At 35.5% G+C, this 21,707-nt stretch carries 18 protein-coding genes, 3 tRNA genes and 4 pseudogenes; 19 read left to right on the top strand and 6 right to left on the bottom strand.

Annotated features, from left to right (window positions below):
- Window positions 1–73 precede the first annotated feature (73 nt).
- Window positions 74–147: transfer RNA gene (locus KFO35_RS08565), tRNA-Asn, on the top strand.
- Window positions 148–266: 119 nt separating this feature from the next.
- On the opposite strand, the pseudogene KFO35_RS14185 reads toward KFO35_RS08565, so the two are convergent.
- Window positions 267–377, bottom strand: a pseudogene (locus KFO35_RS14185) (transposase); the annotation flags it as partial.
- 83 nt (window positions 378–460) lie between these two features.
- Between KFO35_RS14185 and KFO35_RS14455 the strand changes: the two are divergent.
- From KFO35_RS14455 to KFO35_RS08510, 12 genes and pseudogenes are all read left to right on the top strand, one after another.
- Entirely contained in the window at window positions 461–646 is a 186-nt protein-coding gene (locus KFO35_RS14455) for a hypothetical protein (RefSeq protein ID WP_002315468.1), read from the top strand.
- 35 nt (window positions 647–681) lie between these two features.
- A pseudogene (locus KFO35_RS14450) lies at window positions 682–909 on the top strand (ABC transporter permease); the annotation flags it as partial.
- Window positions 910–1,663: 754 nt separating this feature from the next.
- Window positions 1,664–2,698: a putrescine carbamoyltransferase gene (gene ptcA / locus KFO35_RS08555; RefSeq protein ID WP_156272257.1), complete on the top strand. Its 1,035-nt coding sequence runs from the start codon at window positions 1,664–1,666 to the stop codon at window positions 2,696–2,698.
- Window positions 2,699–2,808: 110 nt separating this feature from the next.
- Window positions 2,809–4,196, top strand: a pseudogene (locus KFO35_RS08550) (APC family permease).
- On the top strand, window positions 4,183–5,289 hold the full coding sequence (gene aguA, locus KFO35_RS08545) for an agmatine deiminase (RefSeq protein ID WP_156272259.1): 1,107 nt from the start codon (window positions 4,183–4,185) through the stop codon (window positions 5,287–5,289). Before KFO35_RS08550 ends, aguA (KFO35_RS08545) begins: the two are co-directional and overlap by 14 nt.
- Complete coding sequence (arcC, locus tag KFO35_RS08540; protein WP_070704072.1) at window positions 5,286–6,275, top strand: carbamate kinase; 990 nt, start codon at window positions 5,286–5,288, stop codon at window positions 6,273–6,275. The genes aguA (KFO35_RS08545) and arcC overlap by 4 nt, the downstream gene beginning before the upstream one ends.
- A 156-nt stretch (window positions 6,276–6,431) precedes the next feature.
- Complete coding sequence (gene aguA / locus KFO35_RS08535) at window positions 6,432–7,517, top strand: agmatine deiminase (protein ID WP_070704070.1); 1,086 nt, start codon at window positions 6,432–6,434, stop codon at window positions 7,515–7,517.
- Window positions 7,518–7,534: 17 nt separating this feature from the next.
- Window positions 7,535–8,332, top strand: coding sequence for a MurR/RpiR family transcriptional regulator (locus KFO35_RS08530; protein WP_070704068.1), 798 nt, complete (start codon window positions 7,535–7,537; stop codon window positions 8,330–8,332).
- Window positions 8,333–8,651: 319 nt separating this feature from the next.
- Entirely contained in the window at window positions 8,652–9,497 is an 846-nt protein-coding gene (locus KFO35_RS08525; protein ID WP_070704065.1) for a PRD domain-containing protein, read from the top strand.
- A complete protein-coding gene (locus KFO35_RS08520; RefSeq protein ID WP_156272255.1) occupies window positions 9,490–11,346 on the top strand; it encodes a PTS beta-glucoside transporter subunit IIBCA in 1,857 nt (618 codons plus the stop codon). The genes KFO35_RS08525 and KFO35_RS08520 overlap by 8 nt, the downstream gene beginning before the upstream one ends.
- A gap of 11 nt (window positions 11,347–11,357) precedes the next feature.
- Entirely contained in the window at window positions 11,358–12,785 is a 1,428-nt protein-coding gene (locus KFO35_RS08515) for a family 1 glycosylhydrolase (protein WP_070704058.1), read from the top strand.
- A 312-nt stretch (window positions 12,786–13,097) separates the two neighbouring features.
- Complete coding sequence (locus KFO35_RS08510; RefSeq protein WP_002310873.1) at window positions 13,098–13,472, top strand: iron-sulfur cluster biosynthesis family protein; 375 nt, start codon at window positions 13,098–13,100, stop codon at window positions 13,470–13,472.
- A 122-nt stretch (window positions 13,473–13,594) separates the two neighbouring features.
- Here the strand turns inward: KFO35_RS08510 and KFO35_RS14175 are convergent.
- The 3 genes and pseudogenes from KFO35_RS14175 to KFO35_RS08500 form a co-directional block, all read right to left on the bottom strand.
- Window positions 13,595–13,931 (bottom strand): annotated as a pseudogene (locus tag KFO35_RS14175) (alpha/beta fold hydrolase); the annotation flags it as partial.
- Window positions 13,932–14,049: 118 nt separating this feature from the next.
- Complete coding sequence (locus KFO35_RS08505) at window positions 14,050–14,238, bottom strand: hypothetical protein (protein ID WP_156272253.1); 189 nt, start codon at window positions 14,236–14,238, stop codon at window positions 14,050–14,052.
- A 324-nt stretch (window positions 14,239–14,562) separates the two neighbouring features.
- Window positions 14,563–14,635 (bottom strand) — tRNA-Thr (locus KFO35_RS08500).
- 215 nt (window positions 14,636–14,850) lie between these two features.
- Between KFO35_RS08500 and KFO35_RS08495 the strand changes: the two genes are divergently transcribed.
- Window positions 14,851–14,924: transfer RNA gene (locus KFO35_RS08495), tRNA-Asn, on the top strand.
- A 137-nt stretch (window positions 14,925–15,061) separates the two neighbouring features.
- Here KFO35_RS08495 and KFO35_RS08490 read toward each other — a convergent pair.
- Entirely contained in the window at window positions 15,062–15,226 is a 165-nt protein-coding gene (locus tag KFO35_RS08490) for a hypothetical protein (protein ID WP_002328975.1), read from the bottom strand.
- Between the two features lie 295 nt (window positions 15,227–15,521).
- Here KFO35_RS08490 and KFO35_RS08485 point away from each other — a divergent pair, with 295 nt between their 5' ends.
- From KFO35_RS08485 to KFO35_RS08475, 3 genes are all read left to right on the top strand, one after another.
- Entirely contained in the window at window positions 15,522–16,850 is a 1,329-nt protein-coding gene (locus tag KFO35_RS08485; RefSeq protein WP_002315464.1) for a C1 family peptidase, read from the top strand.
- 206 nt (window positions 16,851–17,056) lie between these two features.
- The gene (locus KFO35_RS08480; RefSeq protein WP_002315463.1) at window positions 17,057–17,890 is read left to right on the top strand and encodes a fructosamine kinase family protein; all 834 of its coding nucleotides are present in this window, start codon (window positions 17,057–17,059) and stop codon (window positions 17,888–17,890) included.
- A gap of 15 nt (window positions 17,891–17,905) precedes the next feature.
- Complete coding sequence (locus KFO35_RS08475) at window positions 17,906–18,643, top strand: acyl-ACP thioesterase domain-containing protein (RefSeq protein WP_002315462.1); 738 nt, start codon at window positions 17,906–17,908, stop codon at window positions 18,641–18,643.
- Between the two features lie 154 nt (window positions 18,644–18,797).
- Here the strand turns inward: KFO35_RS08475 and KFO35_RS08470 are convergent, their stop codons facing one another.
- Window positions 18,798–19,766 carry an asparaginase gene (locus KFO35_RS08470; protein WP_002314249.1) on the bottom strand — a complete coding sequence of 323 codons (969 nt, stop codon included), beginning with the start codon at window positions 19,764–19,766 and terminating at the stop codon, window positions 18,798–18,800.
- A 230-nt stretch (window positions 19,767–19,996) separates the two neighbouring features.
- On the opposite strand from KFO35_RS08470, the gene KFO35_RS08465 reads away from it, so the two are divergent.
- Window positions 19,997–20,830 (top strand): DUF72 domain-containing protein, encoded by an 834-nt coding sequence (locus KFO35_RS08465; protein WP_156272251.1) that lies wholly within the window; start codon window positions 19,997–19,999, stop codon window positions 20,828–20,830.
- A 33-nt stretch (window positions 20,831–20,863) separates the two neighbouring features.
- A complete protein-coding gene (locus tag KFO35_RS08460) occupies window positions 20,864–21,703 on the top strand; it encodes a Cof-type HAD-IIB family hydrolase (protein WP_156272249.1) in 840 nt (279 codons plus the stop codon).
- Window positions 21,704–21,707 lie beyond the last annotated feature (4 nt).

Below are 21,707 nucleotides of genomic sequence, written 5' to 3'. Positions count from 1 at the left end.
TTAAGCTTCTTAGCGCCGATTGTAGTGAGGGGTTGCCCCTTGTGAGAGTAGGACGTCGCCACGCTGATGTTATTCCGGCATAGCTCAGTTGGTAGTAGCGCATGACTGTTAATCATGATGTCGTAGGTTCGAGTCCTACTGCCGGAGTAAAAGTAGATGTAAGAAATATCATACTGTAGGCAAAAGTATCAGTTTCCTCTTTACTAAGAGTGTAGACTGATACTTTTGTCTATTTTTGTATAATAAAAAATATGAAGACATATGCTCCCACTGCCAAGTGACCAATTTTTTCAGATTCATTTCGGCAAAAACAAGCATCGTATGCACCTGATTTTTTCTAAGCCTCGATACCTGATGCAGCGCATTCCATGCTTTTTCCCATAAAACGAAAAAAGAGGAGCAGGAAGTCAAGACAGAAGTCAGCTTTGAAATCTATTTCAAACAAGTTTCTGGTGGACCTGTGGCTTATCCTGTAGAAGATTACAATTATCTTTTTAATGGGGGGAAAACTGTAGAAGTGATTGCAGGGGTTGCTATTACATATTGTGATCATTTTCTTTTTATCATTACTAAAGAAATCAGAACAGATCTCATTGAAAAAGTTGAACAATTACACCTTGTCCCAGTTAAGTTTTCGTATTCGTGAATATACACAAATGCTTTCAATGGTCGATATGCAGATTGCTTAAACAATCGATCCGTAGAGAAGTAGGTGTGTGATTCTTAGCACCAGGAATCTTAGGTGTAGTCCATGTCTTGTTCGGGTTACAAATGTTTGGTCTATTCATGCAAAATCCATACAAAAATATTTAGGTGCCATTTACGATCTTCTTCGAATTGTATTTCATCTACTATGTATTGACGACATGGTTATATACAAGGATTGTATTACAAGACAAAAATAAGTAGGTATCATTTTGCTAATATGAACAAATATCAAGACCAATCAGAATTTGGCTTAAGAATTTTTTACCCTAAATACTGACAATTAAAATTTTTACATTTGTCAGTGTAACTTAAATTTATTTTCTACTTGCAAATGCCTCTTATCTAAAAATTAGCATCGTGTTTGTTAACTAGAAATTTGTTAAACTTTTTAATGAAACTTCAATTTAACCAATGAAATTAGAATAAAGGAAAGGTTATACTAATATCTTATTGTCATTTGAAAAATTAGCATATACGGCCATAGTAAGGCAAAAAAGAAATATTACAACAAATAAAAAGGGTCTTTGTAACATTAACCAAAGTGTTACAAAAGATTCTTTTTGTTTTAAATAAATTACGGAATGCTTTCACGCACAGATCAACAAACTATTAGGTGAGAAAAACGATATTTACTATAAAAGAAACATAGTATAACGAAAATTTGGTTTATTATTAACAGTAATGAGGTTAAAAAGGCTGGCTGCCAAATGGCAACAATTAAAGAAGTTTTTTTAAACAATGATATCGGTTAAACCGCATCCTTAAGTCTTTAAGCAATTTAAGATTGTTAGTGTAACTTGTTACTTAAAATGTAACAAGTTTTCTTTAAATAATTTTGATTTCTAAAGTTTTAAATCCGCTTTCATAAATCTCAAAAGACGCTTATTCTAAATATGTCAGATATATTACTCGAGTAAAAGACAGATCAATTAAAAATTTCGAAGGAGCGTTAATTATGCAGAAAAGAGATTTTATCGATACAAATGATTTTACAAAAGAAGAAATCGATTACTTGATCAAATTAGGATTAAAAATCAAAAAAAGTATTAAGTATGGTCATTACCCATTACTACTTAAAAATAAAACACTAGGAATGATTTTTGAACAATCTTCCACTCGAACCCGTGTTTCCTTTGAAACCGCAATGGAACAATTAGGAGGACACGCCCAATATTTAGCACCTGGTCAAATACAACTAGGAGGACATGAAAGTCTTGGTGATACTGCACGAGTATTATCACGTTTAGTAGATATATTAATGACTCGAGTTGAACGTCATGAATCAGTGGTTTCGTTGGCAAAGAATGCAACAATTCCAGTTATTAATGGCATGAGTGATTACAACCATCCTACGCAAGAACTAGGCGATATTATTACGATGACTGAACATTTACCAAAAGGAAAAAAATTATCTGATTGTAAAATTGTTTTTGTTGGAGATGCAACGCAAGTTTGTGTATCTACCATGTTTATGGCAACAAAAATGGGAATGGATTTTGTTCAATACGGGCCAGAGGGATTCCAAATTAAAGAAGAAGCATTAGAAATAGGGAAGGAAAATGCAAAAAAATCAGGAGGAAGCGTGCAGATCACAGAAGATGTTAATGTGGCTCTTAAAGATGCGGACTTTGTCTATACGGATGTGTGGTATGGCTTATATGAAGCGGAATTATCTGAAGAAGAACGGATGAATATTTTCTATCCAACCTACCAAGTAAATAATGAATTGATGAAAAAAGCTTCACCACATGCAAAATTTTTGCACTGCTTACCAGCAACACGCGGCGAAGAAGTTACAGATGAAGTGTTAGATGGTGAACAATCTATCGTATTAGATGAAGCAGAAAATCGATTAACAGCTATGCGGGCTTTATTAGTTTATTTTTTGAATCCATATTTGGATTATGCCGATCAAGCTTTAGCAGAAAAATTTGATGGGGAATTACAATGCATGCTGAAACCTAAACGTCAATTAGAACGAAGAGATTAGCAAGAACTTGCTTAAGCAGTAGAAGAGTCGTGTAAATCTTTTGCTAATTCATAGAGAGTAAAAAATTTACACGTACTTTTCACAAAAGGCTCATCGAAAGGAGCACATTAATGAAAGAAAAAAAGAGATTCCGTTTATTTGATGCAGTATTGATGGCCGTTGTAGTTATCTTAGTAGTAGAGTCGGCAGCACCAGCTGCTGCAATCGGCTCTTCGCAATTTTTTTGGTGGGGTTTATTATTGATATTATTTTTCTTACCTTACGGATTAATATCAGCTGAACTTGGCACGACATATGACGGCGAAGGAGGGATCTATGACTGGGTTAAAAAAGCTTATGGAAGAAAGTGGGGTGCTAGAGTCGCTTGGTTTTACTGGATTAATTTTCCTATTTGGATGGCGAGTCTTGCCGTTTTATTTCAAGAAGTATTAACTCAAATTTTTCAATTAAATTTTAGTACACCTCTACTGATTATGTTGCAGTTGGTATTTGTCTGGATTGTTACGATAATTAGCTGTTACCCTGTTAGTGATAGTAAGTGGATCTTAAATATCGCTGCATTTGCGAAAGTGGCAATCATGATATGTCTTGGTGTTTTAGGTATCTATCATGCATTAACAAAAGGAATGGCTAATAACTTTTCTGGAACAGCTTTGTTACCTAAACTAGATATTCAAAATTTTAGTTTTTTATCTGTTATCTTGTTTAATTTTTTAGGATTTGAAGTGGTCACTACTCTAGCAAATGAAATGGATAACCCTAAAAAACAAATTCCACAAGCCATTATTTATGGTGGTGTTTTGATCGCCTTTTTCTATTTGTTTGCTGCATTTGGAATGGGAGCGGCGGTACCAGCAGATCAATTATCTGCTTCTGGAGGATTAATTGACAGCTTTATTCTGCTCGTTGGGGGATTGAATCCTTTTGTTGTATTAATCGGTATTCTCTTCATGTATACGCTGGCAGCAAACTTGATTTCTTGGTCCTTAGGAGTAAATTATGTTGCTTTGTATGCTGCGAAAAATCATGATATGCCTCTAATTTTCGCTAAAAAAAGTCAAAAAAATGATATGCCAGTAGGAGCTTCTGTCATTAATGGTATTATTGCTTCACTTCTAATTGTTATTGCACCCTTTATCCCAAATGAGAATATTTTTTGGGCATTTTTCTCACTAAATGTAGTAGCGTTGTTACTTTCTTATATTATGATGTTTCCAGCATTCTTGAAGTTAAGAAAAATCGATTCTCATGTTGTTCGTCCATTTAAAGTCCCTGGACCCAATTGGTTGTTAAAATTAATGACGATTATCCCAATGTTGTTGCTAATCGCGACACTGCTTTTTTCTGTAGTTCCTCTAGATTCGAGTTCTTCAGAGATAAATACTAAAATACCCGTGTTGCTTGGAACAATTTTTGCCTTTGTTATTGGTGAAATCGTGATTCACTATTCGTCAAAAGAAAAAAAAATAAGGGAGTGCTTACTGATGAAAACAATTGATAGTTCACCTAAAAAAGATCATTTTAGAATGCCCGGAGAATTTTCGGTGCATGAAGGAGTATATATGTTGTGGCCACAACGTCCTGATAATTGGCGAGATGGAGGAAAACCAGCCCAGCGAGCTTTCGTAGAGGTTGCTAGAGCGATTGCCAAATTTGAACCTGTTACAATGGGCGTGAATTCTGATCAATATGATAATGCTCGCCACATGCTTCCCGAACATATACGGGTGGTAGAAATTGCTAGTAATGATTCATGGGTTCGAGATTGTGGTCCTACTTTTGTTACAAATAGTCAAGGAAAAGTTCGAGGTGTGGATTGGACATTCAATGCTTGGGGCGGGCTGGAAGATGGACTTTATTTTCCTTGGGATCAAGATGATCAAGTTGCACAAAAAATTTGTGAAATTGAATGGAAGGACCGTTATCGTTTAGATAATTTTGTTTTGGAAGGGGGATCTATCCATGTTGATGGAGAAGGTACATTAATTACCACAGAAGAGTGCTTATTATCAAAAGGACGCAATCCACAGCTATCAAAAGAACAAATTGAAAATATTCTAGGAGAGTATCTAAATATTGAGAAGGTAATTTGGTTAAAGCATGGAATTTATTTAGATGAAACGAATGGCCATGTAGATAATATCGTTAATTTTGTAGCGCCTGGTGAAGTCGTTTTAGCTTGGACAGATGATAAGCAGGATCCACAATATGAAATTTCTAAAGAGTGTCTAGAAATTCTGGAAAACTCCGTAGATGCAAAAGGTCGAAATATTCATGTAACAAAATTACATGTGCCTCAGCCTATACTGATTAACGAAAAAGAAAGTCATGGAGTAGATACTATAAATGGTACACTCCCACGTCAAAAAGGAGATCGTTTAGCGGCAAGTTATGTAAATTACTATACAGCCAATGGAGGAGTTATTTATCCATTATTTGATGATCCAATGGACGAAAAGGCAAAGGAAACATTGCAATCCTTATATCCTGATCGTAAAATTGTGGGTGTTTATGCTCGAGAGATCTTATTAGGTGGAGGAAATATTCATTGTATCACGCAACAAATCCCTAAAGGAGAAAACGTGTTATGACAAAGAAAATAGTTGTGGCATTAGGGGGTAATGCAATATTAACAAATGATCCTACGGCCATAGGACAACAAAAGACTTTAGCTGAAACAGCTCAGTCATTAGCTGCTCTAGTTGAAAAAGGCTACAAGCTACTTATTACTCATGGTAACGGGCCTCAAGTAGGTAACTTATTATTACAACAAAAAGCTGGAGCAACCCAAACGAATCCAGCCATGCCACTTGATACCAACGTTGCTATGACTCAAGGCAGCATAGGATATTGGCTAGCACAGGCATTAACGAATGAATTAAAGAAGCGTGGTATAGAAAAATCCATAGTAGGATTGTTCACTCAAGTTATTGTTTCTGAAGAAGACCCAGAATTTGAACAGCCTACTAAACCAATTGGACCATTTATCACGAAAGAACAGGCTGAAAAAGAAATGAGAAGGACCGATTCTATCTTCAAAGAAGATGCAGGAAGAGGATGGCGTAAAGTAGTGGCTTCTCCTAAACCTATAGATATAGTTGAATCAAAAGTTATAAAAACGCTAGTTGATTCAGATGTAATTGTAATTGCAGGAGGAGGTGGAGGTATTCCGGTAATTCAAACTGGTGAAGGCCTAAGAGGTAAAGAAGCTGTGATAGATAAAGATTTTGCTTCTGAAAAACTTGCTGAAATCATTGATGCAAATGAACTGATTATCTTAACTGGTGTGGCAAATGTTGCTGTCCATTTTAATACACCGCAACAAAAAGAACTGAAAAAAATTGATATCGAGACGTTAGAAAAATACAAAGATAATGGTGAATTTGCTCCAGGCAGTATGTTGCCAAAAGTGGAAGCTGCCTTAGAATTTGTTAAGAAAAAACCTAATGCGCAAGCTGTAATTACTTCTTTAGAAAATTTAGATAAATTACTAAAAGAAAATGCTGGCACGATTATTTACAGCTCGCAAAATTTAGAACAAAAAAGTCACTTAGTAGATATAGTATCATATGAGTAACAAAAAGTAACTGTGCGAAATAGAACATCTAGTTGTTTCTATTTCGCTTTTTTAATCCTATTATAGATATACTTAAAATGTTATAGTATGTTTAAGACAATACCTTAAAATTTAGTTGATTACTAAAATGTTGGTTTATTTAAAGGAGGAGCATTTATGTTAGAGTCGTCACCAAAAAAAGATGGATTTCAATTGGCACCAGAGTGGACTTTTCATAAAGAATGCTATTTGATTTGGCCAGAACGTCCAGATAACTGGCGCTTAGGGGGGAAACCTGCACAAAAAGCATACGCTGAAGTCGCTGAAGTAATTGCACGATTTGAAAATGTAACTATGCTCGTTTCGCATCAACAATTCTTGAATGCACGTTATCAATTATCTGAAAAAATACGTGTACTAGAAGTAAGTAATAACGATGCATGGATAAAAGACACGGGACCATTATATGTTATGAATTCTTTGGGACAAGTACGTGGTGTCGATTTTCGATTTAATGCTTGGGGCGGTTTGTTAGATGGGTTATTTTTTCCGTGGGATCAAGATGATTTGTTAGCTCAAAAAATTTGTGAACAGGAGAGAATTGAATATTACCAATTACAAGAGTTTGTTTTAGAAGGTTGCTCAATACATACAGATGGGGAAGGAACGCTTTTTGCAACAGAAGAATGCTTGTTATCAGAAGGACGTAACCCTCAATTAGATAAAGAATCAATTGAAAAAATTCTAAAAGAGTATTGTGGCATAGAAAAAATCGTTTGGTTTCCTCGAGGTTTTTTCTTGGATGAAACAAACGGTGATATCGATAATTTAATCAATGTTGTACGGCCTGGTGAAATTATTTTGAGTTGGTGTGAACAACCAAATGATCCAATGTACGAAATCGTCAGAGAAGCAGAAGAAGTATTGATGAAAGAAAAAGACGCAAAAGGAAGAAGCTTCATTATACACAAGATAGAATTACCGAAACCTTTATATATTACAGAGGAAGAGGCTGCTGGTGTTGATCCAGTAAATGGTATGTTGCCTCGATTTTCCGGTGATCGATTGATTGCTTCTTATGTAAGCTATTATACAGCAAATGGTGGTATTATTTTTCCACTTTTTGAGGACCCAAATGATAAAAAAGCAGAATTACTATTAAAAAAAATATACCCAGAACATGAAATTATTGGTGTAATGGCTCGTGAAATTTTACTTGGTGGAGGAAATATTCACTGTGTTGCTCAAGGAGTACCTCAATAAGAAAGGAGAGATAGGCAATGGATTTTTTTGAAATAGCCAATAGTCATATTTCAGAACTGACTAAGAATGAACAAATTCTTTTTGATTATGTCATCAATAACCTAGAAAACATTAAAGGTAAAAGTATCCGCGAAGTTGCTGATGATTGTTTTGTTTCAACAACCACTTTTCTGCGTTTTGTCAGAAAGCTAGGATTTTCTGGATTTAGTGAATTTACTACTGTTATTAAATATACTTTGCTTTATAAAACTCCGTTTCCCGAGAGTTCACCTTTTGTCGTTAGCCAGAAAGACTATCGCGAAGAGTATTTAAAAAATTTAGTCGAATCTGTTCGCGTAATAGATACAGATAAAGTGAAATTAATTGTAGAACAACTACAAAAGCAGCCTAAAATTTTTTTATTTGCTAAAGGATTGAGTAAAGAAATTATGCGTTATATACAATACTTGTATAATACAGCCGGTTTTTTTGTAATTTTTCCTGAAGATCATCAAACTCGTTCTATTGCACAAAAGCAAGTTAAAAAGAATGATATAGCCTTTATATTTAGTTACAGAGGTGAAGATTTAGAGTTGATCGAAACAATTCGAAAAATAAAGGAACAAGAGCATCCTTTAATCGTTTCAATTACTGGAGCAGATAATAACTTAATACAAAATTTTAGTGATATTAATCTTTATTTGTTTACAGATGAAATCAGCTTGAATCATCTAGATATTACGTCACATATCTCAATGATTGCATTAATGGAATTAATTTTGTACCAATTTATCGAAAGTAGTGGAACAGACACTTACCATCTTGTTTTTCGCTGAATGTTTTAATAGATTTGAGAAGTAGTCTATTCTGCTTTCCTCGTAATATTATATTCATAGGAAATGATGTACCATAATATGTGTGAGATACTTTAAAAATGTAACTTACAAGCAATGAAAACGTTGACTAAGCAAAGGAAATATAGTATATTTTCTTTGTAAGAAAAGAAAAAAGAACTTGAGATAGCGACGCAGTTATCTCTAGAGTTATGTTACTGATAAATCAGGCAGAACTCAGAACTAATATCAAGTAAAGCTTTATGATCAAAAGCTTATTTGATATTGGATCTGAGTTCTTTTTTCTGGAAAGGAGCAACTAATGAAAGTTAAAAAGATTATCAATAACAATGTAGCTTTAATTGAACGGGGAGGAAATGAAGCAATTATCTATATGACAGGAATTGCTTTCAAAAAAAAGGTTGGCCAACGAATTGATGATTCCGAAATTGAAAAAACATATGTTTTAGATTCAAAAGACCGTTTAGAACATTTTAGCTATTTGTTGTCACATTCTGATGATAGACTGATCTCTATGATCAACGAGCTCGTTAGTTATGGAGAAAAGGAAATCGGTAAAAAAGCAAATGATTATCTTTATTTAGCTTTATTAGATCATCTCTCCTTCGCATTGAAACGCTCAGAGAAAGGACAATATCTTAGAAGTCCGCTTTTTTGGGAAGTTAAAAAGTTTTATCCAGTTTATTACAAAATCGGTTTGGAAGCTTTAAAAATGATAAAGAAATATTTTGATCATTCCTTTCCCACAGATGAAGCTGTTTCAATTGCCTTACACTTTGTTAATCTTCAAGAAAATCAGGTCAATTTTGATGAACAGATAGAAGATATGGAGACACTAAGAGACATGTTGAATATTATCAAATATCATTTTAGTTTATCTATTGACGAAGAGAGCATCAACTACATGAGGCTAGTGACACATTTACAGTACTTTATTGAACGATTAAGAAAAAAACAAGCATACGTTGAAAATGAATCTCAGTTATTTGAACAAGTAAAAAAACTATACCCTAAAGCATATACAGCTGTAGAAAAGATAGAAATATATGTAAAGGGAAAGTTCAACATCTATTTATCTCAAGATGAATACACTTATTTGATGATTCATGTTAATCGCGTAGCGGAAAGAGGCGACAATAATGGATAAATATCATGATTTTAACAAAAATATTATTGAACTTGTTGGAGGAAAAGAAAATATAGAGGCAGTAGTTCACTGTATGACACGGTTGCGTTTTACTCTTATCGATAAAACGAAAGCGCAAACAAATAAGCTTAAAAACTTAGACGGTGTGATTGATGTAGTTAGCAATAACGTTGCTTATCAAATCATCATAGGTACACATGTTAACGATGTATATAAAGAATTGATGACGCAATTGGAACTATCCCCAAAAACTGCTTTAGAAGAGCAAAGTGGGAAAAAAAATCCAATAAAAGCAGCATTAGATGTCATATCGGAGTCTATGACACCGATACTTGAGCCTATTATTTGTGCTGGATTACTTGCTGCTGTGTTATCCATTGCTTCTTTAACTGGAATAATCTCACCAGACAGTTCAACCTATCAGATTTTTGATGCTTTGCGGTCTGCTGTATTTTATTTTCTACCTATTTTAATGGCTATGAGCTGCGCAAAACGATTAGGAGCAAGTCCTTATTTAGCAGTAGCACTTGCTGCTACTATACTTTCAAGTTCTATCAATGATGTGAAAGGACTGGAGTTATTTGGTATTGGGTTACCGCAAATTACGTATTCTAATAGTTTTATCCCTATTTTACTAGCTATCTGGTTTATGGGGTACGTAACTAAAGTAGTTAAAAGAGTTATACCTAACACACTCCAATACTTTTTAACCCCTTTGTTCGTAATGTTAATTACTTTACCGGCAACGTTGTTGGTTTTTGGGCCTTTAGGATTTTATATAGGAGAAGGAATCATTGGCTTTTTTAATCTACTGATGAAATATGTAGGTAGTTGGTTTGTCATGATGTTATACTCTGCTCTTCAACCATTTATTATCATGTTGGGCGCGGGAAACTTTATCATGCCGGTTGTAGCTTCTCTAATTGCAGCAACTGGGTATGACCCTGCCTTTATATCTTCATGTACAATTTCAGATATTGCTGTTGGAGGCGCAATGCTAGGGTATTTCTTAAGAGCTCGGAACTTAAAACAAAAACAATTATTTGGGACAGTAACACTTTCTGCAGTACTTGGTGTGACTGAACCTGCTATCTATGGTGTCTTTGTTAAATACCGTCGGCCATTTGTTGCAGTAATGATTGGAGGAGGACTCGGTGGATTATTTGCTGGTTTGACTGGTGTTAAAGCTTATTCTGTTGCTTGGGGATTATTTGGCCTCCCAGCGTATATAGGTGAAGGAGACTTCATGAACTTCTGGTTTATGTTAGCGGCAGTCGTGATTAGTTTTACTGGTTCAGCTGTAGCTGCTTATCTCTTAGGCGTTCCTACACAAGAAGAGGATCAGGAGACAATCAACCATGTAGTAGCTGAAAAGGGGAAAGATAAAAATCTACGAACTTCTTCATTAGGGAATGTAGTAAAAGGAGAAGTTATTTCTTTAAATGAAGTTAAAGATCAAGCTTTTTCAACAGGAGCATTAGGAAAAGGAATCGCAATCAAACCAACAGGTACACATCTTTATTCTCCAGTAGATGGGGAGATCACGGTAGTTTTTCCTACGAATCATGCAATAGGTATCCAATCACAAGATGGAATTGAAATACTGATCCATATTGGAATCGATACAGTAGAGTTAGAGGGGAAATATTTTAATTTAAATATAAAACAAGGAGATAAAATTCAAAGAGGACAACTCCTTGGAACAGTAGACTTTGATAAAATACAAGAAGCTGGTTATGATACATCTACTATTGTAGTTGTCACGAATACCGATAGTTATTTAGACGTCATCCCTTCAAATTCAGAACAAGTAATAAAAACAAATAATCTACTAAACGTCATTTTATAGAAGGTGAAAAAATGAAATTGAAAAAGAATTTTTTATGGGGTGGAAGTATTGCTGCACATCAATGTGAAGGAGCCTGGCAGGAGGGAGGAAAAGGACCAGCTATCATGGACTATGTCAGACAAGGAAGCTATCAGGTCCCACGCCAAATCGATACAATGATTTCTTCTGAAGCTACGTATCCCTCACATATGGGTATTGATTTTTATCATCAATACAAGTCAGATATTCGTCTGTTTAGTGAAATGGGATTTACAGCATTAAGATTATCAATAGACTGGTCTCGTATCTTTCCTAATGGAGATGATGAGCAGCCGAATCAAGAAGGAATCACGTATTATATAGATGTTGTGGATACGTTGTTGTCTTATGACATTGAGCCAATTGTAACATTATATCACTTCGAGATGCCAAAAAATTTAGTTCAAAAGTATGGTTCATGGACCAATCGAAAAGTAATTGAACTTTATTTGAAATTTTGTCAAACCATGTTTGAATCTTTAAAAGGAAAAGTCCACTATTGGGTTACGTTTAATGAAATGAATCATATTGATCCTCAAACAGAAGCTACAGATATTTTTACGTATATTATCGCAGGTTTGAAGTATTCTGAACTCGAAAACAAATCTCAGACATTGGCTGAGATCGGATACAATATGACAGTGGCTAGCTGTTCGGCAATAGTTTTAGGAAAAAAAATAGATCCAGAAAACAAGATTGGTTGCGTATTTGGAATCGAACCTGTTTATCCAGTAGATTGCAATCCCACAAATGTGATGAATGCTTTTAAACAGATGGATCGAGATTTCTATCAAATAGATGCTATGTGTACAGGCAAGTTTCCAGAGTATAAAATCAATGAATATGCAGACCAAGGAATAAAGTTGACCATAACAGAGGATGATAAATATATGTTTTCTAAAGGAACACTTGACTTTATTGGTATGAACTATTACGCATCATCTGTTGCGAAGTACGAAGGAGCGGCTGAAGAAAAGAGTGCCTTATTTGGCGGTCTTCAAAACCCGTATCTTGTGACTAGTAAATGGGGGTGGACCATTGATCCGATGGGATTACGATATCTGCTGAATTACACTTATAGAAAATATGGTCTCCCTATCATAATTACAGAAAATGGATTAGGTGCCATAGATGATTTGACAGATGATAAAAACATACACGATGAATATCGCATCGAATACTTAAAACAGCATATTCAACAAATGAAGATTGCAATCGAAAAAGATCAGGTGGATTGCTTTGGGTATCTCACGTGGGCACCCATAGATTTAGTAAGTGCTACAACAGGCGAAATGAAAAAAAGATATGGGTTTATCTATGTGGACAAAGACGATGAAGGAAATGGTACCTTAGAAAGGTACAAAAAGGACTCTTTTTATTGGTACAAAGAAGTGATTGGTTCCAATGGAGATATTTTGTAATACTTGTCTAACATAGAAGGAGTTATAGTAGTTATATTCATATAACAAGTAGTTAGCTTAGAGTAATATTACTAAAGGACCAAAGTTCTATCTTAAAAAAATAACTATCTTTAATATATAAAATCAACAAATCATAACCACCCTTTAAAAAAGAGGGGGCAGGGTGTAGACAAAAGTATCAGTCTACACTCTGAGATGTAAGAAATATCATAAGATATTTCTTACATCTTTTTGTTTTGAGCAGGACTTTAGATAATTTTATTAATATATGCTAGCATGCTTTTGTAAATAAAAGAAAGAGGGCGTTTGAATATGTATCTTAAAATTACGGATCAAGCACAAGAAAGATTACAAAAATATATTGATGAAGGCGCGACAGTTATTTTGGATTTAGATGATGGTGTGGGTGAATATTCTAAAATGGGTGTTTGCTCTTTAGATACTAGTTTCCGTTTACTTCTTCTTGATAAAGAACAAGGAAAAAATGATTATAAACTCCAATTAGATAGTGATATTGGGGAAGTTTATATCAAAGATTATTCAAAAATGTACATGGATGAACACATGACCCTTTCTTTAGATCCACGTCTAGGTGTATTCACTCTTGAAAGTCCAAGTGGTTCTTTAGACAGCCATGTACAATTAGTCGATCTACGACCAGAAAAATTCTCTGGCATGAAACAATAATTTTCTCTTCATTGATCCATGATCCATAAAACTAGTCTCAATCGAGCTACATTGAAAAACAAGACAACGTTCTTAACTTGGTAAATAAAAAAGACGACACATTTTGTCGTCTTTTTTATTGATTAGCTATTTTTGATAAATGATCGCATAGCTTGTGCCATTATTTCTGGCTTTTCTCTATTCAATTCCTGTTTTCCGTTTTCGATAAACAGGAGACGGCTATAGGCTGAAACTTTATATAACCGTTTTGCTCCAGGTATGTTTGCATAATCTTTTATACCGCATAAAATCAATTTAGGAAGTCGTGATGTACGAAGCTGTTTTTTGTAATCTAATGTTTTAAGTGAACGGAGTAGATTTAGACAAACCTAATTTTTTAAACATTTTAAAAGGTACGCAGTAAAAATAAACATTCTGGAAAATAAGCAATAAGCGATCAGGAGATTCAAATTGTGAATCAGTTAAATCGAGGGAGTGGGGGCACTGAAGCATCCATAAAGCAAGTAGCCCCGCTATCGATTGTCAACAGGGTCACTTACTTTAATGTGATTCCATTAATTTGGAGAATAAATGAACTTCACTCTACTACGATGGTCATCCTGAAAGAATTATCAACCATCGGAAGACCTAACATTTCCTTCCCCAAACCAAATTGATACACAACAAACTCATAACTTCCTGGATCACTTGGCGCTTTGAAAGAAATCTTTCCATTTTGTGGAGTCATTTTATTGGTATTAGAATCTTTCGATAACCGAATAGGCAAGTTAGAAAGACCATTTAGTTCAATTTGCTTATTTCCTAATAAGACAACAAGGAAGTATTCCTATAACCCCTCAATACTTGGACCAACTAAGAAGTTTAATTCAACCATTTCTCCTATTGATACATTCAAATAAGGACTTGGATTATTTATTAACTCACTTTTAGAATCTGTAACATTTGATCCATATTAAAGTATTCGCAGATTAACTGAAAAAGTCGTTTTTTCTTTATTTAAAATAAAAACAGTTTTGCGGGATTTTCGTGGCATAAAATAAAAAAACAGCGCAGACACATTGTTAAACCAACATGTTGCACTGTTTAAGGAAGCCACTTGCCGGGCTTGAACCGGCGACCTCTTCCTTACCATGGAAGCGCTCTACCAGCTGAGCTAAAGCGGCATTATCATTAATACAATTAATAGGATAACGAATATTAATGTATTTGTCAATATGTTTTTTATCAAAAAAATGTGTTTTTGTACTAATGAAACAATTCTAAGAAAAAAGTAAAAATAACAAAAAATGCTAACGGTTTCTTCTAGAATATAGTAAAAAAATTCAAAAAAAGTATTGCGTTATTTGAAAGAAATTGATATTATATTCATGTACTTGATTCCGGCATAGCTCAGTTGGTAGTAGCGCATGACTGTTAATCATGATGTCGTAGGTTCGAGTCCTACTGCCGGAGTAAATAAAGCTTATGCAAAGAAAAAGAAATCCAATCACTTGGGTTTCTTTTTCTTTTATTATTATGATGAATCAAGCTTTCTTTTTTTGTCACGTATGTTGTAATCTTTACGAGAGAGTAGAGTTGGCTACTCATAATCAACCATACTTCCCATCATCGCTAAATACGAAATAAATCAGCATTCCTACACCAATCAAAGCACAAGCTGCACCAAGAAAAGGGATGATATTCCCAAAGTTTTCTGTATTCATAAGTATGCCACCACCCACAAACAAAAAGCCGCCAGCAATCAGGTTTTTCATTTTATTCATTCTCCTTTCTTATGTTATAGTATTTCCTTCTTTCAATGAGTATTTTGAAAGCTATCTTATTGTATGATGTTCTTCTAGGCCTCTTCTTTATTATACAGGCCATTTTCGTTATCTCATAGAAATATTCCTTTTTATCTGAAAATTATTGTATACCATATGATATTTTTCTTCATGAAGTTGTAAGTATATTCTCATTCAAATGAAAATTTCATCATAGAAGAGATTGTATTTCTAAATTCTTAAGAGTAAAATACGAAGTGTAACTTGGATTTGGAAGGATGATTGGATGAAAGCTATTACACCGGATATGACAACAAAATTTGACAAACAGTTTCAAGCAAATAACAAACAGCAGGCATTGCAGCGGGCTGTCGTGAAGAACGGGATTACTGCTTCTGCTGAAAATATTTCAGCACATGTGGCGAATACACCAGTATTTTCTATTGATCTGGCTACAGGAAAAGTGGCTAATCAGATGCAATCGGGCCGTTGCTGGATGTTTGCTGCATTGAATACGTTCCGTCACAAAATGCTGAATCAATTCCATTTAAAAGAGTTTGAATTATCACAAAATTATACTTTTTTCTGGGATAAATATGAAAAGGCAAATTACTTCTATGAAAACATCATTGCAACTGGAAAAGAGGCTATTGATAGCCGAAAAGTGGCTTTCTTGCTAACTACTCCTCAACAAGATGGCGGTCAATGGGATATGATCGTTTCATTATTCCAAAAATACGGTGTTGTGCCCAAATCGGTAATGCCGGAAAGTGCGAATAGTTCAAATTCTCGAGATTTGAATAACTACTTGAACAAACTACTGCGTAAAGATGCAGTTGTGTTACGCGAAATGGTTGCTCAAGGAGAAACATTAGACGCTATTGAAGAAAAAAAAGAAGAAATGCTAGAAAGTATTTATAACTTCTTAGCCATCTCATTAGGAACACCTCCAAAAGAATTCGATTTTGAGTACCGCGATGAAGAACAGAACTATCATCTTGACCGGGGACTGACACCACAAATTTTTTATGATAAATACATCGGTGTAAAATTAGATGATTATGTTAGTGTGATCAATGCACCAACAAAAGACAAACCATTCAATCGTTCTTATACAGTAGAGATGCTAGGGAATGTCGTTGGCGGGAAAGAAGTTAAATACCTGAATGTTGATATGGAAACTTTCAAAAAATTAGCGATTGCTCAGCTTGAACAAGGAGAATCTGTATGGTTTGGTTGTGATGTAGGACAATCTTCTACTAGAACCAGTGGCATCATGGCCTTAGATGCTTATTCGATGGATGATCTATTCGATACGGATTTCACAATGACTAAAGCTGAACGTTTGGATTTTGGTGAAAGTTTGATGACCCATGCGATGGTATTGACTGGCGTTGATTTAGTGGACGGACAATCAACAAAATGGAAAGTCGAAAACAGCTGGGGCGAAAAAGTTGGAAAGAACGGTTTCTTCGTTATGAGTGATGCCTGGATGGACGAATATACGTACCAAATCGTTGTCAGAAAAGATTTGTTGACGAAAGAGCAACTAAATGCGTTCAATGAAGAACCAATTGTGCTAGCTCCATGGGATCCAATGGGTGCTTTAGCATAGGTAAATAGTTCAATAAAGAGTATGCATTATAGATAAAAAAGAGCTGGCTTAAGTCAGCTCTTTTTTATCTATAAAGTCCATCTCCTGCTTTTTATGGTCTCTGTGCTATAATTCTAAATAAAGGGATGAGGATTGGAAATAATCCTTTTATCATGAAACAAGTATGATGACAAAATAGAATAAAATTAGGAGTAGGGGGGAAAGTCATGGATATCCAAACTGTTTTATCTGATCTGAAACTAAATGGGAAAGTGATTCCAGTTGTTGGCGGCGATGTGAATCAAACTTATCGTATAAAAACAGAGCAGCGTGCTTATTTTTTGAAAATCCATCCGAATGTAAAAAAAGGTTTTTTTGAAGCAGAAGTAGACGGGTTAAAAGAGCTAGCTGCATTCGTACGTGTACCAGATACGTACATGCTGGGTGAAACAAGTGAAGGCGCTTATTTGTTAATGGAATGGATCGAGCCGGGAAAAGGAGATCAACGAGATCTTGCTGCAGCTTTAGCCAATCTCCATCAGCAAACAGCGCCGCAATTTGGTTTTCGAAAAGATAATTATCTAGGTACACTTATTCAGAAAAATTCTTTTGAAGAAGATTGGTGGATTTTTTTCTTTAAAAATCGGCTTGAAGCCCAGATTTCTTTAGCAGAAGAAACGAATCGTTGGAATGTACAGCGGCAAGAAAAGTATCTGCGATTTAAAGAACGAGTATTGAGATCGGTTGAACCCAAAAAGATCACTCCACGCCTCTTGCACGGAGACCTGTGGAGTGGTAATGTGTTCTTTGACCAGCAAGGACAACCAATTTTTGTCGATCCGGCTGTTTCTTATGGGAATCGGGAACAAGATATCGCAATGAGTCAATTATTCGGCGGTTTCCGACCGGAATTTTTAGATGCCTATCAAACTATATTTCCATTAGAAGAGGGATGGGAAGATCGACTGCCGATTTACCAGTTATATTATCTTTTGGCACATTTGAATATGTTTGGAGAAAGTTACGGTTCCCAAGTAGATCAATTACTAGAAAGTTTTTAAGAGGAGGGCGTGTTTTTGGCAAAGAAATATACCAAAAAGCATGAAGTTTCATATTATGAGTGTGACATCAATCAAACGATGACATTTCCTTCGATGTTAGGAGTAGTTATCAAAACATCTGAAGATCAAAGCGACCAGTTGGGAAGAGGCAGTGAATTCGTCAATAGCTTTGGACTGACTTGGGTCATCACGAATTATTCTATGGAGATTAAACGTTTACCTAGAGTCGGTGAAGTAATTTCAGTAACGACTCAAGCCATGGAGTACAATAAGTTTTTCTGTTATCGGAACTTCTGGATCCATGATGAAGATGGGGAAGAATTAGTCAAAATAGAATCTGTTTTTGTATTGATGGATTTTGTGAATCGAAAAATGAGCAGTGTTAATGAAGAGATCATTGCTCCTTTTGAGAGTGAGAAAATCAAGAAAATCAAGCGTCAGGAAAAAATTGAAAAGATTGATTCGGGCTTCATGCTGCCATATCGTGTTCGTTTTTATGATATCGATAGTAATCAGCATGTTAATAATGCGATGTATTTTAATTGGATCATTGATGTATTGGGATATGACTTTTTGACTACGCATGTTCCAGAAAAAGTAATTATTCGATTTGATAAAGAAGTAGAGTACGGGAATGAGATCGAAAGCCATTTTGAACAAGTCCCAATTGAAAATGGTGTCAAAACAAAACATGAAATCCGAATGCAAGAACAGCTGTATTGTGAAGCCAATATTCTATGGAAAAATAAATAAAAAAGAGGTTGTGACAGAAATGGTCAGCTTCAAGAAATAAGAAGAAGTTTACGAAAATTGTTTCTCAAATTTTTGTAAAATTTCGGCTTAGTTTTCGAAGAAGCTACTTTTGTCACAGCCTCTCTTTTTAAGTTTAGCTATCAGATATTGATGTTTAGTTTTGGATAAACGAAATCAATTCTTCACCCGTCAAACCATAGTTTACGGCAATCAATAGTTTTAAACGTGCTTTTTGACTATTGATACTGTTGCAGAAAATAATCCCCATTTCTTCTAGTTCTTTTCCTCCGCCTTCATAATCATAAACAGGCTCTGCGATTCCATTGAAACAACGAGAAACAAGTACTACAGGGATTTTTTGGACAAGGAGCTTTTCTAAAGCTGCTAGGGCTTGAGGAGGGAGATTTCCGGCACCTAAAGCTTCAATGACTAGACCGTCTACTTTCGTATGGGCGATTGCTTCCAATAAGTCTCCTTGCATCCCAGCATATGCTTTAACAATTGGGATAGTCCCATTTACAGCGGAAATATCCAGCCGCTTTGTTTCTAAAAGTTCTTGTAAGAATAAGATTCGATTCTTAGTTACTAAACCGATTGGTCCCAATGTAGGCGTTCGGAAAGTAGCAACATTTGTGGTGTGGGTCTTTGTCACGTAGCGTGCAGAATGGATCTCATCGTTCATGACAACTAATACACCCTTATCTACCGCTTCTTCACAGCTTGCGACGCGAATAGCACTTTCAAAATTATAGAGGCCGTCACTTCCAAGTTCGTTACTTGAACGCATTGCCCCAGTCAAAACAATTGGTAATTTGTCACCAATCGTTGTATCAAGAAAAAAGGCAGTTTCTTCTAATGTATCCGTACCATGTGTAATCACCACTCCGAATATACCTGATTCATAAGCGGACAAGATACGTTCTTTTAATACCAACATGTGAGAAGGCATGATGTGTGGTGAGGGAAGATTGAAGATATCTTCAACTAAGAGTTCCACATGCTCAGGTATCGTGATTTCTGCATCTAATAACGGGTTTGCCACATCAGGACTAACACCGCCAGTGAGCATGTTTTCTTTCATGGCGATCGTTCCGCCGGTGTGCAGTACAAGTATTTTTTTCATTTTACAGACTTCCTTACGAATAATTTTGCATAGCCGTTAAATCTTATTGTATACTATATAAAAGAGTTTTGCTATCAGTGAAGAATAACAATAGCCAGACTTATTATAAAAAAGCTGCCCTTACTTAAACGAAGAAGACTCGACCTTGACCTCTTAATGCACGGAGTATTTGGTTGAGTTTCTTTTACAAAAAAGCAGTCAAGGGAAAACAATTACGAAGGTGGTCGAAAATGATCAGAATCGGATTAACATCGTTTAAAGAACATGACAAATTAACTGGCAAAAAGAATAACACTCTGTATGAATATGCCGGATTTCTACCCTTAGTGGAATTAGATACTGCTTATTATGGGATTCCTCGAAAGTCCTCTGTTGAGAATTGGATAAACGAAGTACCTGAATCTTTTCGCTTTGTAGTCAAAGTCTATCAAGGGATCAGCGGTCAAGGAGATTGGAATCCTTATTATCAGACCGAAGAAGAGATGATTACGCATTTTTTAGATGTCATGTCGCCAATGGTAGAAGCTGGAAAGCTTTTTTGCTTTTTAATTCAATTCCCCTCTTCATTCAAATGTACAAAAGAAAATGTCCAATACTTGCGCAAACTTAGAAAGTGGTTTGAGAGTTATCCTGTTGCCGTAGAATTGCGGGATTATTCTTGGTACAGCGATGAATTCCTTGAACGTACGAGAAACTTTATGTCTCGAGCCGCTTTTTCTTTAGCCATCATCGATGAGCCGCAGCTGCTGAGTACAACGATCCCTTTTGATCCATTTGTAACCAATCCGAACTTTGCTCTCTTTCGATTCCATGGCAGGAATGCTCAGGAATGGCAAGCAAATGATAAAGATTGGCGCAAAAAAAGAACATTGTATCGTTATTCAGAAAAAGAACTACAAGAACTAGCACGTGAAGTCAAAGCAGTTGATTCTAAGACAAAAGAGATAGGTGTGATTTTTAATAACAATTCTGGTGGGGATGCGGCTGAAAATGCATTAGCACTGCAAAAAATATTAAATATCAAGCCGGATGGACTTAATCCAACTCAAATGGATCTGTTTTAAGGGCTTATTTTATTCATGAAAGGGGCGAAGTCTATGATCAAAGCTATTTTTTTTGATATTGACGGAACATTGGTCACCAATCGTTCAGAAGCATTGGAATCAACAAAACAAGCAATTGATTATGCTCGGAAAAACGGCATTTTATGCGGTGTAGCAACGGGTCGCAGCCCAATAAAGATCAAAGAAATCATTGATGAATTGGAATTAGATATGTATGTCGTGTATAATGGCCAACTGGTTTTTACTGCAGATCGAACGATTATCGACCACCCTTTTGAACAAAAAGTATTGGAACATATTGTTGAATTTGCAGATGAGAACCATCGACAAATCGTTTTTGGTGCGAGAAATCGGCTAGATGGATCAACGACGATGCTATTAGGACAATCGATTTTTATCAAGCGGCTAGTCAGCTTTTTACCGCGTAAATTCCCGGTACGTCTGATGAAAAAAATCCTCCAGCTTTTTAGCCCTCACCGGCAAAAGGACCGTTATGAAACATTAGAGATATTAAAAGAACCAATTTACCAATGTATACTGCTTAGTCCGGAGTCAGAACAGAAAAAGTTAGAACATCTATTTCCTGAGTGTACCTTCCAACGTTCAAATACGTATACTGTAGATATCATCCCAAAAGGTGGTTCAAAATTGCTAGGCATCCAAGCTTTCGCAAATGCTGTCGGAATCGAGATGGAAGAAATCATGGCATTCGGCGACCATTACAATGATATCGAGATGCTGAAAGGTGTAGGAATTGGAGTGGCCATGGGAAATGCTCAGAACGAAGTAAAACATGCCGCAGATTTTGTGACCCAATCAAATGAAGAAGATGGCATATACGAAGGGCTGAAACACTTTGGTCTGATTTATTAGTCAA

The organism is Enterococcus lactis, assembly GCF_015751045.1.
Taxonomy (GTDB): domain Bacteria; phylum Bacillota; class Bacilli; order Lactobacillales; family Enterococcaceae; genus Enterococcus_B; species Enterococcus_B lactis.
The sequence above is the reverse complement of the archived record's forward strand: the minus strand, read 5'-3'. Positions and strand labels throughout refer to the sequence as shown.

What these genes read in the sequence shown, in the direction of transcription:
- ptcA (WP_156272257.1), top strand. Translation starts at nt 1,664, where the DNA reads ATGCAGAAAAGAGATTTTATCGATACAAATGATTTTACAAAAGAAGAA.
- aguA (WP_156272259.1), top strand. Translation starts at nt 4,183, where the DNA reads ATGAAAACAATTGATAGTTCACCTAAAAAAGATCATTTTAGAATGCCC.
- arcC (WP_070704072.1), top strand. Translation starts at nt 5,286, where the DNA reads ATGACAAAGAAAATAGTTGTGGCATTAGGGGGTAATGCAATATTAACA.
- aguA (WP_070704070.1), top strand. Translation starts at nt 6,432, where the DNA reads ATGTTAGAGTCGTCACCAAAAAAAGATGGATTTCAATTGGCACCAGAG.
- KFO35_RS08530 (WP_070704068.1), top strand. Translation starts at nt 7,535, where the DNA reads ATGGATTTTTTTGAAATAGCCAATAGTCATATTTCAGAACTGACTAAG.
- KFO35_RS08525 (WP_070704065.1), top strand. Translation starts at nt 8,652, where the DNA reads ATGAAAGTTAAAAAGATTATCAATAACAATGTAGCTTTAATTGAACGG.
- KFO35_RS08520 (WP_156272255.1), top strand. Translation starts at nt 9,490, where the DNA reads ATGGATAAATATCATGATTTTAACAAAAATATTATTGAACTTGTTGGA.
- KFO35_RS08515 (WP_070704058.1), top strand. Translation starts at nt 11,358, where the DNA reads ATGAAATTGAAAAAGAATTTTTTATGGGGTGGAAGTATTGCTGCACAT.
- KFO35_RS08510 (WP_002310873.1), top strand. Translation starts at nt 13,098, where the DNA reads ATGTATCTTAAAATTACGGATCAAGCACAAGAAAGATTACAAAAATAT.
- KFO35_RS08490 (WP_002328975.1), bottom strand. Translation starts at nt 15,226, where the DNA reads ATGAAAAACCTGATTGCTGGCGGCTTTTTGTTTGTGGGTGGTGGCATA.
- KFO35_RS08485 (WP_002315464.1), top strand. Translation starts at nt 15,522, where the DNA reads ATGAAAGCTATTACACCGGATATGACAACAAAATTTGACAAACAGTTT.
- KFO35_RS08480 (WP_002315463.1), top strand. Translation starts at nt 17,057, where the DNA reads ATGGATATCCAAACTGTTTTATCTGATCTGAAACTAAATGGGAAAGTG.
- KFO35_RS08470 (WP_002314249.1), bottom strand. Translation starts at nt 19,766, where the DNA reads ATGAAAAAAATACTTGTACTGCACACCGGCGGAACGATCGCCATGAAA.
- KFO35_RS08465 (WP_156272251.1), top strand. Translation starts at nt 19,997, where the DNA reads ATGATCAGAATCGGATTAACATCGTTTAAAGAACATGACAAATTAACT.
- KFO35_RS08460 (WP_156272249.1), top strand. Translation starts at nt 20,864, where the DNA reads ATGATCAAAGCTATTTTTTTTGATATTGACGGAACATTGGTCACCAAT.